Source organism: Nocardia sputorum, from assembly GCF_027924405.1.
GTDB classification, from domain to species: domain Bacteria; phylum Actinomycetota; class Actinomycetes; order Mycobacteriales; family Mycobacteriaceae; genus Nocardia; species Nocardia sputorum.
Map to the genome: position 1 here is coordinate 2,293,966 of NZ_AP026978.1, position 12,895 is coordinate 2,306,860.

Consider the following 12,895-nt stretch of genomic DNA (forward strand, 5'->3'; position numbering starts at 1 on the left):
CTCCCCGGTGCAGCACTGTCGCACATCGCCGCGGCGGTCCCGCCGTGACACGGCGAAGTAATCCGTTCGCGTGTGGTCTATTTCACTGACGTCCGGACGGGGCGGTGCGATTGCGCGTCGGTCGCTGGGCGTATAAACGTGCAAAGTCCGTGGCCAGCGCAGCCGGACACCATCGATCGAGAGGGCGCAGATGCCGCTGCACATCCACCGTGCCGAGCGCGCCGACGTCCTGGCCCGGGCGCTCGCCGATGTGCTGGCCTCGCCGCTGGACGACCCGCTCGCGGCCGAGGTGGTCGCGGTGCCCGCGAAGGGGGTCGAGCGCTGGCTGACGCAGACGCTCTCGGAGGTGCTCGGCGCGGACGGCTCGGCCGACGGCGTGTGCGCGAACATCGCCTTCCCCTCGCCCGCCGCGCTGGTCGCCGAGGCGCTGGCGGCGGCGAGCGGAGTGGCGCCCGCCGAGGATCCCTGGGCGCCGGACCGCGCGGTGTGGACGCTGCTGCGGGTGATCGACGGGTCGTTGTCCGAGCCGTGGTGCGCCGTACTGGCCAGGCACCTCGGCGCGCGGGCCGCCGCGGGCGACGAGCACCGCGTCGGCCGGCGCTACGCGACGGCGGCGCGGATCACCGCGCTGTTCGACAGCTATGCCGCCCAGCGGCCCGCGCTGATCACCGAATGGGCGGCCGGCCTGGACACCGACGGCGCGGGCGGCGCGGTACCCGACGACCTGCTCTGGCAGCCGATGCTGTGGCGCGGGCTGCGCGCGGAGATCGGGGCGCCGAGCCCGGCCGAGCGGCTCGAGGCCGCCTGCGCGCGGCTGCGCGCGCGGCCGGATCTGGTCGCGTTGCCACCGCGGCTGTCGCTGTTCGGCGTGACCCGGTTGCCCAGCGACCAGCTCGCCGTGCTGTCGGCGCTGGCCGCCGCCCGCGACGTCCACTTGTGGCTCGTGCATCCGAGCCCGGTCCTGTGGTCGGCGCTGAACGGAGTGCCCGCCGCCCGGACTCGAGCCGAGGATCACAGCGCCAGGGCGGTCGCCCATCCACTGCTGGCGGGGCTGGCGCGCGACGTGCGGGAGTTGCAGCAGCGGTTGACCGCCGCCATCGGCTCCGACACATATCACCCGCTCGGCTCGGCGAGCTCGGGTAACCTTGCGACGGAAGACGATTCGCACGCGACATTGCTGCGCGCACTGCAGCGGGGCATCCGGGACGACCGGTGGCCGCCTGCGCCAGGGGAGGCGGCCGCCGACGGCACCGTGCAGGTGCACGCGTGTCACGGCCCCGCGCGACAGGTCGAGGTGCTACGGGAATGCCTGCTCGGGCGGTTCGCGGCCGACGAGACGCTGGAGCCGCGCGACGTGCTGATCATGTGCCCGGAGGTGCAGGCGTACGCACCGCTGATACGGGCGGCGTTCGGGCAGCGCTCGACGGGAACGCCCGAGCCGCAGGCCGATTCGGAGCATCCGGCGCACCGGCTGCGGGTGCGGCTGGCCGACCGGGGGCGCGGGGTGACCAATCCGCTGCTCGCGGTGATCGGAGTCCTGCTCGAGCTGGCCGACGGCCGGGTGACGGCGACCCAGGTACTCGATCTCGCGGCCGCCGAAGCGGTCCGTCGCCGTTGCGGATTCGACGACGACGACATCGAGCGGCTGCGCGAATGGGCGGCCGAGTCCGGGGCCAGATGGGGCATCGGGCAACGGCAGCGCCAAGCGTTCGGGCTCGCCGATTTCGCGCAGAACACGCTCAACAGCGCGGTGGACCGGATCCTGCTGGGCGTCACCGCGGGTGAGACCTCCGACGACTGGCTGGATCTCGCGCTGCCCCTGGACGACGTGGACAGCAACGACGTGGACCTGGCCGGACGCTTCGCGGAGTTCGTCGACCGGCTCGCGGTGTGCCTGCGCGACCTGCGCGGCCCCCGGCCCGCGCACGAGTGGGCGGCGGTGCTCGGCCGCGCGCTGGATCTGCTGACCGACGTGCCGGACGCGCAGGCGTGGGTGCGCACCGAGGCCAGGCAGGAACTCGCCGCCGCCACCGACCACGCGGGCGAGGTGTCGTTGCGGCTGACCGATGTCGGCGTGCTGCTGCGGTCGCGGCTGGCGGCGCGCCCCACCCGGGCCAACTTCCGCACCGGCGAGCTGACCGTCTGCACCATGGTGCCGATGCGGTCGGTGCCGCACCGGGTCGTGGTGCTGCTCGGGCTGGACGACGAGATGTTCCCGCGCGCGAGCGCCGCGGACGGTGACGACGTGCTGGCCCGGGAACCGCTGATCGGCGAACGGGATCCGCGCAGCGAGGACCGGCAACTGCTGCTGGACGCGATCCTCGCGGCCCGGGACACGCTGCTGGTGTTCCACACCGGCGCCGATCCGGTCACCGGGGCGCACCGACCGCCCGCCATCCCGGTCGCCGAGTTGCTGGACGCGCTGCGGGCCCACGTCGGCGCGGCGGCGATGCGCGCGGTGGTGACCCGGCATCCGCTGCAATCCTTCGATCGGCGGAACTTCCGGGCCGAGCAGCCGTTCAGCTTCGACACCGTGGCCTTGGCCGGCGCCTACGCGGCGGACGGACCCGTGCGCCCGCGGCCGGGATTCCTGGCCGGCCCGCTGCCCGCGGCGGAGGCGGCGGACGTCGCGCTGGCCGACCTCATCTCCTTCGCCGAGCACCCGGTGCGCGCGTTCCTGTGGCAGCGCCTCGGCCTGCGGGTGCCCGAGCACGAGGAGGACATCGCCGACCGGCTGCCCATCGAGCTCGACGGCCTGGCCAAGTGGGAGCTGGGCGAACGCCTGCTCGCGGCCCGCCTCACCGGCGCGGACCCGGCCGGGCTGCGGGCGGCGGAATGGCGGCGCGGCACGCTGCCGCCCTTCGGATTCGGCGCCGCCGTGCTCGACGAGGTCGAGCACACCGTGGACCGGTTGGTGCGAGCCGCGCAGGCGGACTACGCGGGCTCGGCGCGCGCGGTGGACATCGCGGTCGACCTGGGCAACGGACGACGGCTCACCGGCACCGTGCCCGAGGTGCGCGGGGACGTGCTGGTCCGCACCACCTTCTCCCGGCTGGCTCCCAAACACCGGATCGCGGCGTGGGTTTCGCTGCTTGCGCTGACCGTCACCGAGGACCGGTCGTGGCGGGCGGTGAGCACCGGCCGCGGACAGTTCGGCCGTCCTACCTGGCGCAGCGAACTCGCCGCGCCCGATGTGCCCGCGGCCAGGGAAGCCCTGCGTCAGCTCGTCGCACTGCGCGACGCGGGCCTGACCGAACCGCTGCCGGTCGCGCCGGCCGCCTCCGCGTTATACGCCGAGCGCCGGTTCCGCGGCGCGGGCGCCGAAGACGCGATCGCCGCGGCGGAGCGCGAATTCAACGGCGGGCCCAACGGTCCCGGGCCGTTCGGCGACCACACCGACCGCCATCTGCGCTACGTCTGGGGTCCGGCGCCCCGGCTCGAGGACCTCATGGCCGCGCCCGCCGCGGCGGGCGAGCCCGGGGAGAGCAGCCGGTTCGGCGCGCTGGCCCGGCGGATGTGGTTTCCGTTGCTGGCCGCGGAAAGTCAGGGTCAGCCGTGAGCGATCACCGCGCGGCCGCCCCGGTGCGATGGTTCGGCGCGATTCGGCGCGGAACACCCGGATACACCGGCACGGCGCGTGTCGGTCGTCGGTGGGCGGCCGGGCGCGGGGCAGAATGTCGGGTCGGACAGTCGCTTCGGGAGCAGGTCCGCGCGGCGTGGCCGGTCAGCCGGGCGATCGCGATGTCCGCGGATCGCGGGACCACCGCCCGCACAGGAGGGAGGCGCGCATGACCGTGCAGGAAACCTCCTTCGCCGCAGCGGATTTCGACGCCGACGCGTTCCAGCCGTACGGGCCGCTGCCCACCGGCACCACCGTGCTGGAGGCCAGCGCGGGCACCGGCAAGACGCACGCCATCGTGGGCCTCGCCGTGCGCTACGTCGCCGAGGCCGGGGTCGACGTGTCCCAGCTGCTGCTGGTGACGTTCAGTCGCGCGGCCACCCAGGAGCTGCGGGAACGCACGCGCGACCGATTCGTGGCCGTCGCCGCGGGATTGGCCGATCCGGACGCGGCCGAGGCGCACGCCGACGGCCTGGTCCGGTATCTCGCGCAGGCCGAGGAAGCGGAGGTGCGACTGCGGCGGCGACGGCTGCTGGCCGCCCTGTCGGATTTCGACGCGGGCACCATCGCCACCACGCACAGCTTCTGCCAGCGCATGCTCGACGAACTCGGCCTCGCGGGCGAACACGACCCGGGCACCCGGCTGGTGGAGACCGTCGACGACCTCGTCGGCACGGTCGTCGACGATCTGTACCTCAACCGCTACGCGCGCGCCGAACCGCCGTTCTCGCTGAAGGAGGCCCGCACGCTCGCGCTGGCCGCGGTGCGGGACCGGCACGCGGCGCTCGTGCCCGACGGCGAGACCGGCGCGGGCGAGCGGGTGGCGTTCGCGCACGCCGTGCGTGCGGAGACCGGGCGGCGCAAGCGATCGGCCGGACTGCGCGACTTCGACGACCTGCTGGTGCTGCTGCACGAGGTGCTCGCCGATCCGGAACACGGCCCGCGCGCGTGCCGCCGCATTCGCGCGCGGTACCGGGTCGCCCTGGTCGACGAATTCCAGGACACCGACCCCTTGCAATGGGACATCCTGCGCAGGTCGTTCCACGGGCACACCACCCTGGTGCTGGTCGGCGATCCCAAGCAGGCGATCTACGCCTTCCGTGGCGCGGAGGTGCTCAGCTACCTGGACGCCGTCGCGCACGCAGGCACCCGCCGCGAGCTCACCACGAACTGGCGCAGCGACGCGGGACTGCTCGCCGCGCTGGACCACCTGCACGGCGGAGCGGCGCTGGGGCACGAGGAGATCCGCGTCTATCCGGTCGCGCCGACCCGGCCCTGGTCGCGGTTGTCCGGTCCCGGCGAGCTCACCACGCCGATGCGCGTTCGCTGCCTGCCGCGCACCGGGGCGGGACCGCTCAACAAATCCGGCTTCCCGGCCGTCGGGCGGATGCGGGCCGAGGTCGCCGACGATCTCGCCGCCGATATCGTGCGCTTGCTCGAATCCGAAGTACTGCTGGACGTGAAAGCGGAGAACGCGAGTGATTCGCCGACTGCGTCCGGAGACGCCGCGCGCAGGCCGATCGGTCCCGGCGACATCGCGGTGCTGGTGCGCACCCGCTCGCAGATCGACGTGGTGCGCGCCGCGCTGGACCGCGTCGGCGTCGCCTCCGTGCTCGCCGGGGGCATCAGCGTCTTCGCGACCAGCAGCGCCACCGACTGGCTGTGGGTGCTGCGGGCGCTGGAACAGCCGCACCGCGGCGACCGGGTGCGGCTGGCCGCGTGCACACCGCTGCTCGGCGTGACGGCGGCCGAGCTCGACAGCGGCGGAGCCGATCTGGTCGGCCGGGTCAGCGCCCAACTGCGCGAGGCGGCGCGGCTGTTCGCCCGTGCGGGCTTCGCCGCCGTCTACGAGAAGATCGCCGCCGAGACGCGCCTGGCGCCGCGGCTGCTTGCCGTGGAGAACGGGGAACGGCAGCTCACCGACTTGCGGCACCTCGCGCAGCTGCTCGACCAGGTCGCGCTGACCGAGGGCCTCGGGCTGACCGCGCTGACCCGGTGGCTGGCCGACCGGGTGCGCGATCCGGCCTCCGGCGCTGTCGCCGATCGCAGCCGCAGGCTCGATCGGGACGCCGCCGCCGTTCAGATCGCCACCGTGCACGCGAGCAAGGGACTCGAATTCCCGGTCGTCTATCTGCCGTTCGCGTGGGACAGCGCGAAGAATCCCTATCCGGCGACGTTGCTGTTCCACGCCGACGACGGTGCGCGTGTGCTGGACGTGGGCGGCCCGGACGCCGCGGGGTACGCCGATCGCAAGGCGCGCAGCGAGGCCGAGGAAGCGGGGGAGGAGCTGCGGCTGCTGTACGTCGCGCTGACCCGGGCCATGTGCCAGGTCGTCGCCTGGTGGGCGCCCGCGATCACCACCGCGGCGTCGCCGCTGCACCGGATGGTGTTCGGGCGCGGCGATCGCGGCGCCGTCGTCGCCACCCGCGCCGCCGTGCCGACGGATTCCGTTGCGGCGCAGATGCTGTCGGCGTGGGCGCAGGACGCGGGCGCGGCGATCTCGGTGACGGCGGTGGCCGGGAGCGACGACGTCGCGATCCGGCGGGTGCGCACCGAGCCCGCGCATGGCGCGCTGGCCGCCGCCCGATTCGACCGGGTGCTGGACCAGCAGTGGCGGCGCACGTCGTACTCGGCGTTGACCGCGTCGGCGCACGGGCCCGCGGCCGCGGAACCCGACAGTGAACCGGAGGACGCGCGGGGGCCCGGTGACGAGCCCGCGGGCACCTCCCTGGTCGGCGCGGCGGAGCCGGAGCCGGCGGGCGCGGCGTCGCTGATGAACGCGCTGCCCTACGGGGCGGAGTTCGGCACGCTGGTGCACGGCGTCCTCGAACGGATCGACACCGGCCACCCGGACCTGGCGGCCGAGGTGCGCGACCGGTGCCGCGAAGCGGTGCGCGAGCTGATGGCCGAGGTGGAGGCGGAAGTGCTGGCCACCGCGCTGCTGGCGGTGCTGCGCACCCCGTTCGACACCGGCTGCCTGGCCGATGTCGCCCCGCGCGACCGGCTCAGCGAACTCGAATTCGAATTGCCGCTGGCGGGCGGGGACCGTGTCGGCGCGACCGCGGCGACCCTGCGGTGCGTCGCCGGATTGCTGCGCGAACATCTTCCGGCGGACGACGACCTGATCGCGTACGCCGATCAGTTGGCGGCGCTGGACGACCTCCCGCTGCGCGGCTACCTGACCGGCAGCATCGACGCCGTGCTGCGCGTCGCGGACGGCCCGGACCCGCGATTCGTCGTGGTCGACTACAAGACCAATCGGCTGGGCACCGGCGATCTCACCGTCGCGCATTACACCCGCGACCGTATGGCCGCCGAGATGCTGCGCTCGCACTATCCGCTGCAAGCGCTGCTGTATTCGGTGGCGTTGCACCGGTATCTGCGCTGGCGGTTGCCCGGCTACGACCCGGCGCGGCATCTCGGCGGGGTCCGGTACTTGTTCGTGCGCGGCATGATCGGACCCGAGACACCGTCGGGATGTGGCGTGTTCGACTGGCGTCCGCCCGCCGGCTTGGTCGTCGCCCTGTCGGCGCTGCTGGCCGGGGAGGCGCGATGACCTCGATCCAAGTGGCGCAGCGGGGGACAGGACTGCTGCGCACGTTCAACGAGGCGGGAGTGCTGTCGGCGGCGGACGTGCACGTGGCCCTGCGCTTGGGCCGGCTGGGCCGGGAATCATCGGAGCCGGTGCTGTTCGCCGCGGCGCTGGCCGTGCGCGCGGTGCGCTCCGGCTCGGTGTGCCTGGAACTGCACCGGATGCGGGAGATCGGCGTCGACGCCGACGAAACCTGGGACGCGGGCGTCGATCCGGCGGCGCTGCCGTGGCCGGACATCCCGGCGGTGGTCGCCGCGCTGCGTGCGAGCCCGCTGGTGCGCGGTGGACCGGCCGGTCCGTTGCGACCGTTGCGACTGGTCGAATCGCACGGGCCGGGCGACTCCGGCCCGTTGCTCTACCTCGATCGCTACTACCGGCAGGAGCAGACGATCCGTCGGGTGCTGACCGAGCGATCCGCGCACCATCCGGCGGTGGATCCCCGGATCGTGCGTCGCGAACTGGACCGGTTGTTCGACGCGACCGCGGGCACCGCGCCGGATCGCCAGCGTCTGGCCGCCGCGCTGGCCGCGACCCACTGGACCACCGTGGTCGCCGGTGGGCCGGGCACCGGCAAGACCCACACCATCGCCCGGATCATCGCCTTGTTGTCCGCGCACCGCGAGGCCGAGCCGAAGTTGCCCGCGCTGCGCATCGCGCTGGCCGCCCCGACCGGCAAAGCGGCGGCGCGCCTGCAGGAAGCCGTGCGCGAGCAAGCGGCGTCGCTCGGACTGCCCGAACTCACCGCCGCCACGCTGCACCGGCTGCTCGGCTGGCAGCGCGGGCGCAGTACCCGGTTCAAATACCACGAGTTCAATCGGTTGCCCTACGACGTGATCGTGGTGGACGAGACCTCGATGGTCTCGTTGACGATGATGAGCAGGTTGCTGGCCGCGCTGCGCCCGGACACCCGCCTGGTCCTGGTCGGCGACCCCGACCAGCTGGCCTCGGTCGACGCGGGCGCTGTGCTCGCCGACCTGGTCGCCGGACCGGTCGCCGCCACGGCGAATCCCGTCCTGGACGAAATCCTGGGCCCGGAGTCGGTTTCCGAGCACGCGGAGTCCTTGACCGCGTTGGAGCGCACCCGCCTGCGCGGCGGCATCGTGCGGCTGACCCGGGGCCGCAGGTTCGGCGGCCGGATCGCCGACCTGGCCGTCGCGGTGCGGGCCGGGGACGCGGACGCCGCACTCGAGCTGTTGCGCGGGGGCGGTGCGGAATTGTCGCTCAGCGCGCCGGAGGAACTGGCCGCGGTGCGTGCCGACGTGGTGCGGGCCGCCACCGCGGTCACCGCCGCCGCGCTCGACGGCGACGCGGCCGGCGCGCTCACGGCGCTGGAATCACATCGTCTGCTGTGCGCGCACCGGCAGGGGCCGTTCGGCGTCGAACGCTGGGACCGGATGGCCGCGGAGTGGGCCGCCGCCGGCGGAGCGGGCCCCGATTCGCACCAGGCGCCGTGGTACCCCGGCCAGCCGCTGCTGGTCACCGCGAATGATCACGAGGCGCGGATCTACAACGGTGACACCGGCGTGGTCGTCCGCATGCCCGACGGCTCGCTGCGCGCGGCGCTACAGCGCGGCAGCGAACCGTATCTGGTGCATCCCACGCAGTTCCCCGCCGTGGTCACCGTCTTCGCCATGACCATCCATCGCAGCCAGGGCAGCCAGTACGACACGGTCTCCGTCGTCCTGCCCGAGCCGGAATCGACGCTGCTGACGCGGGAATTGCTGTACACCGCGATCACCAGAGCGCGCCGTCACGTCCGGATCATCGGCACCGACGAGTCCATCCGCGCCGGTATCGCACGGCGGGTGTTGCGCGCCAGCGGGCTGTCGCGACGAGAAGAGGTCCGGTGACGACATCTCACATTCGCGGCGCCTGCCGCGTCTACCCGGTGTGAGCCTGCCCCCGTTCGAGGAAATAGTGGCCGAATACGGCCCGATGGTGTTGCGCGTCTGCCGGGCGGTGCTCGGTCCGTCCGACGCCGCCGACGCCTGGTCGGAAACGTTTCTCTCGGCGCTGCGCGCGTTTCCCGGCCTGCCCTCGGACACGAATGTCGAGGCCTGGCTGGTCACCATCGCGCATCGCCGCGCGATCGACGTCGGCCGGGCGCTCACGCGCGCGCCGGTCCCGGCCGAGACACTGCCGGAACGCCCCGCCACCGCTCCCGGACCCGCCGACTACGACCCCGACCTGTGGGCCGCCCTGCGGGCGCTGCCGACCAAGCAGCGCCAGGCGGTCGCCTACCACTATCTGGCCGGGCTTCCCCACGCGGAGATCGCCGCGTTGCTCGGCAATTCTCCCGACGCCGCCCGCCGCGCCGCCGCGGACGGCCTGAAGACCCTGCGCAAGCTCTACCCGAAGGATGAAGCATGATGGCCACTCTCGATCACGGCGACGGATTGTCGCGCGCGCTGACCCCCGACGCCGATCTGCTCGCCACCTTGCACGCGCGTCTGACCGTCGAGGCCGAAGCCGCGGGCCTGCTCGATGTCGCCTACCGCCTGCTGGACACCCCGGTGGGGACGCTGCTGCTGGCCGCCACGCCCGCCGGGCTGGTCCGCGTCGCCTATCCCACCGAGGACCACGACGCGGTGCTCGCCACGCTGGCCGCCCGGATCAGCCCGCGGATCCTCGCGGCGCCTGCCCGGCTGGACGCGGCGGCGCGGCAGATCGCGGAATACTTCGCGGGCCGCCGGACGCGGTTCGATCTGCCCCTGGATCTGCGGCTGGCCGCGGGATTCCGCCGCCAGGTGATCGAGCACCTGCCCGCCATCGGCTACGGTCAGCGCGCGAGTTACGGCGCGGTGGCCGCCGCCGTCGGGAACCCGCGTGCCGTGCGCGCGGTCGGCTCGGCCTGCGCGCGCAATCCCCTGCCGGTGGTGCTTCCGTGTCACCGGGTGGTGCGCGGTGACGGGTCGATCGGCCAGTACGTCGGCGGCGTCACCGCCAAGCACACGCTGCTGGATCTGGAGGCGGCGGCATGAGTGAGGAAGGCATCGGCGCCGTCCGGGACGCGCACCCGGCGGCGCCGATCCCAGGGGGGACGAGAACCGCCGCCTCCCTGGCAGATCGAGTCGACGACCAGCCGTGGCAGGCGCTGCTCGAGGAAGTCGACGCCCACGGCTGCGCGGCGACCGGGCCGATCCTCACTCCGGGGGAGTGCGCCGAGTTCACCGCTCTCTGGGACGACCGCACGCGGTTCCGTTCCACCGTCGACATGGCGCGCTACCGTTTCGGCGAAGGCACCTACCGGTACTTCGCGGACCCCGTGCCCGAGTCGATCACGATCCTGCGCGCGTGCTTCTACCGAAAACTGTTACCACTGGCGCGTTCCTGGGCCGAGCGGCTCGGCGATCCGGCTCCGTGGCCCGACGAGTTCGCGGACTGGCTCGCCGCCTGTCACGCCGCGGGCCAGACCGAACCGACTCCACTCCTGTTGCGCTACAACGCGGGTGACTGGAACGCCTTGCATCGTGACCTGTACGGCGAACTGGTCTTCCCGATGCAGGTCGTCATCGGATTGGACCGGCCCGGAGTCGACTACATCGGAGGCGAATTCGTGCTGGTCGAGCAGCGTCCGCGTGCCCAGTCGAAAGCGACCGTCTCCGTGCTCGAGCGAGGCCACGCGCTGATCTTCACCACCCGCGACCGGCCGGCGCGCTCGAGCCGGGGCTGGTCCCGGGCCCCGATCCGCCACGGCGTCAGCCGTGTGCGCGGCGGTCTCCGGCACACGCTGGGGCTCGTGCTGCACGACGCGCGGTAGCCCGCCGGTGTACACGTTGCTCGATGGTGGCGGCCGGACTTATCGCAGCACCGTGCCGGGCGGCTACGGCGGTCATCGCCGCAGCCGGATCTACGGTCGCCTCGACTGCCCTTCCGCCCTGCGCGCGCTGGCGCGCGGCGCCTACCGCGCACATCGCGTCTTCTTCGCCACCGAATTCGACGCGCTGGCCGCGGGCTATCGCCCGTGCGGCGTCTGCTTGCCCGACCGATACGCCGCGTGGAAAGCCGCGCGCTCGCAGCGATCAGGCGGGTGAACCCTCACCCCTCCGGACAACCGGTTGTGTTCACCCGCCATGTACGTGGGTCATGGGTTGCCTCTCGGGCGGTTTCGGAGGGGGCTGCGCTCATCGGAGCAACGCTGCCGCGATGGGCTCGTTCGGGATGGCACCGGGCGGCACGGCGAAGATCGCGCTGCCGGTGTGTTCGATGAGCGGGTTCATCCGGTCTCCGGCGGCGAGTGCGTGTTGCGCTCTGATGAACTGCTCGGGCGGGTTGTTCATGTACGCGGCGAACAGCAATCCGGCATCGAGCTGGTTGTGGCCCCCGTGGGTATGTTCGGGGGTGCCGGGCAGGTGTGTGTGCGGGGTCTGCGTGTCGGAACCTGGTCCGCCGGCGTTCGCGATCAGGGTGCCGTAGTCGTAGTTGTAACCGCGGCGCAGCATCGGTATGCCGTGGACGAGGCGCACATGTGCGCCGGCCGGGATGGTGAGGTCGCCGTCTCGGCCGTGGTGGGCGAGGTCCACCGGATCGGATTCGGCCGCGCCGCCCAGGGGCGCTCCGTCGCTGCGGCGGCGACCGACGATGCGGTCCTGCTCGTCCCGCGGCAGTTGATCCCACTCGGCGGTCTTCATCCGGATCTTGCGGAACACCAGGTAGCTGCCGTTCTGGAACCACGCGGGTTCGTCGGCGGAGCGAACCCAGACCGTTCGATCGAACCCGGTCGTCTCCGGGCGGGGGTTGGCGGTGCCGTCTTTGTGCCCGAACATGTTTCGCGGTGTGCCGCCGTCGGTGGGCCGGCTCAGGAAGCCGTGCTGGGTCCAGCGCATACGCGCCAGTCCCGGCATGCGTGCCCGCAATGCGCGGAATGTGTGGCTGACGATCTGGGCGTCGTCGGCGCATATCTGCACCAGTACATCGCCGTCGCACCACGCCGGATTCAGGATGTCGCGGGCGAATGCGGGGAGCGGGCGCAGATGTCTCGGACGCTGCGCGATGAGCCCGAATCGTTCGTCGAACACCGACGGCCCCAGGCCGAAGGTGACGGTCAGGCGAGCCGAATCCAGCCCAGTCGCGAAGTCGGTGTGCGTGCTGAACCCTGGCGGCGTCCCCGGTTGCTCCGGGAGCGGTGCGCCGGCCGCCAGCGCGGCGGCGGTCGCTGTCCATCCGGCGAGAAGTTCGCGTAGCGTCCCACGGTCGGGTCGCACGACATCGACCGACAAGAACAGCGCGTGCGATTGCGTAGGCGTCGCGATCCCCGCTTGGTGCTGCCCGTGGAACGGTTCCAGGCGCGATCCCGCGGTGGTGTCGGGTGTAGTGGAGCGGCCCGCGGCGACACCGAGGGCCGCGGCTCCCGCAGTCACGATGCCCGCGCCGAACAGCCCGCGCCGTGTGACACGCGGTGGATCGGCATCATCCCGGTCCGCAGTGGTTGTGCTCATGTCCCGTCTCTCCGCCATACCGTGCCTCGTCGCTCGTATTCCAGGATTTCCTCGATCCGAACGGCGATGTCCGAGCCCAGTTCCCGCTGCACCAGCCACAGGGCGAGATCCAGCCCGGATGTGACGCCGCCGGTGGTGACCAGATCGCCGTCGTCCACGACTCGCGCCCTGATGATCACGCCGCCTTCTCGTTCCAGTTGCTCGATCAGCCGGTGGTGGGTCGTGCGCGGTCTGCCCCGCCGTCGA

Annotated in this window: 9 protein-coding genes; 7 read left to right on the forward strand and 2 right to left on the reverse strand. The window is 72.8% G+C overall.

Annotated features, from left to right (window positions below):
• Positions 1-190: 190 nt before the first annotated feature.
• The 7 genes from recC (at position 191) to QMG86_RS10725 (ending at position 11,245) form a co-directional block, all read left to right on the forward strand.
• The gene (gene recC / locus QMG86_RS10695) at positions 191-3,559 is read left to right on the forward strand and encodes an exodeoxyribonuclease V subunit gamma (protein ID WP_281879221.1); all 3,369 of its coding nucleotides are present in this window, start codon (positions 191-193) and stop codon (positions 3,557-3,559) included.
• 229 nt (positions 3,560-3,788) lie between these two features.
• Complete coding sequence (locus QMG86_RS10700; RefSeq protein ID WP_281879223.1) at positions 3,789-7,175, forward strand: UvrD-helicase domain-containing protein; 3,387 nt, start codon at positions 3,789-3,791, stop codon at positions 7,173-7,175.
• On the forward strand, positions 7,172-9,061 hold the full coding sequence (gene recD / locus QMG86_RS10705; protein ID WP_281879225.1) for an exodeoxyribonuclease V subunit alpha: 1,890 nt from the start codon (positions 7,172-7,174) through the stop codon (positions 9,059-9,061). The genes QMG86_RS10700 and recD overlap by 4 nt, the downstream gene beginning before the upstream one ends.
• 46 nt (positions 9,062-9,107) lie before the next feature.
• Entirely contained in the window at positions 9,108-9,581 is a 474-nt protein-coding gene (locus QMG86_RS10710) for an RNA polymerase sigma factor (RefSeq protein ID WP_063018698.1), read from the forward strand.
• A complete protein-coding gene (locus QMG86_RS10715; RefSeq protein ID WP_281880902.1) occupies positions 9,581-10,192 on the forward strand; it encodes a methylated-DNA--[protein]-cysteine S-methyltransferase in 612 nt (203 codons plus the stop codon). The genes QMG86_RS10710 and QMG86_RS10715 overlap by 1 nt, the downstream gene beginning before the upstream one ends.
• A complete protein-coding gene (locus QMG86_RS10720) occupies positions 10,189-10,971 on the forward strand; it encodes a 2OG-Fe(II) oxygenase (protein WP_281879227.1) in 783 nt (260 codons plus the stop codon). Before QMG86_RS10715 ends, QMG86_RS10720 begins: the two co-directional genes overlap by 4 nt.
• Positions 10,972-10,978: 7 nt before the next feature.
• Positions 10,979-11,245, forward strand: coding sequence for an Ada metal-binding domain-containing protein (locus tag QMG86_RS10725; RefSeq protein ID WP_281879228.1), 267 nt, complete (start codon positions 10,979-10,981; stop codon positions 11,243-11,245).
• 90 nt (positions 11,246-11,335) lie between these two features.
• Here the strand turns inward: QMG86_RS10725 and QMG86_RS10730 are convergent, their stop codons facing one another.
• Positions 11,336-12,649: a Dyp-type peroxidase gene (locus tag QMG86_RS10730; RefSeq protein ID WP_281879229.1), complete on the reverse strand. Its 1,314-nt coding sequence runs from the start codon at positions 12,647-12,649 to the stop codon at positions 11,336-11,338.
• Positions 12,646-12,828: a type 1 glutamine amidotransferase family protein gene (locus QMG86_RS10735; RefSeq protein WP_350356376.1), complete on the reverse strand. Its 183-nt coding sequence runs from the start codon at positions 12,826-12,828 to the stop codon at positions 12,646-12,648. The genes QMG86_RS10730 and QMG86_RS10735 overlap by 4 nt, the downstream gene beginning before the upstream one ends.
• Positions 12,829-12,895 lie beyond the last annotated feature (67 nt).

What these genes read in the sequence shown, in the direction of transcription:
- recC (WP_281879221.1), top strand. Translation starts at nt 191, where the DNA reads ATGCCGCTGCACATCCACCGTGCCGAGCGCGCCGACGTCCTGGCCCGG.
- QMG86_RS10700 (WP_281879223.1), top strand. Translation starts at nt 3,789, where the DNA reads ATGACCGTGCAGGAAACCTCCTTCGCCGCAGCGGATTTCGACGCCGAC.
- recD (WP_281879225.1), top strand. Translation starts at nt 7,172, where the DNA reads ATGACCTCGATCCAAGTGGCGCAGCGGGGGACAGGACTGCTGCGCACG.
- QMG86_RS10715 (WP_281880902.1), top strand. Translation starts at nt 9,581, where the DNA reads ATGGCCACTCTCGATCACGGCGACGGATTGTCGCGCGCGCTGACCCCC.
- QMG86_RS10720 (WP_281879227.1), top strand. Translation starts at nt 10,189, where the DNA reads ATGAGTGAGGAAGGCATCGGCGCCGTCCGGGACGCGCACCCGGCGGCG.
- QMG86_RS10730 (WP_281879229.1), bottom strand. Translation starts at nt 12,649, where the DNA reads ATGAGCACAACCACTGCGGACCGGGATGATGCCGATCCACCGCGTGTC.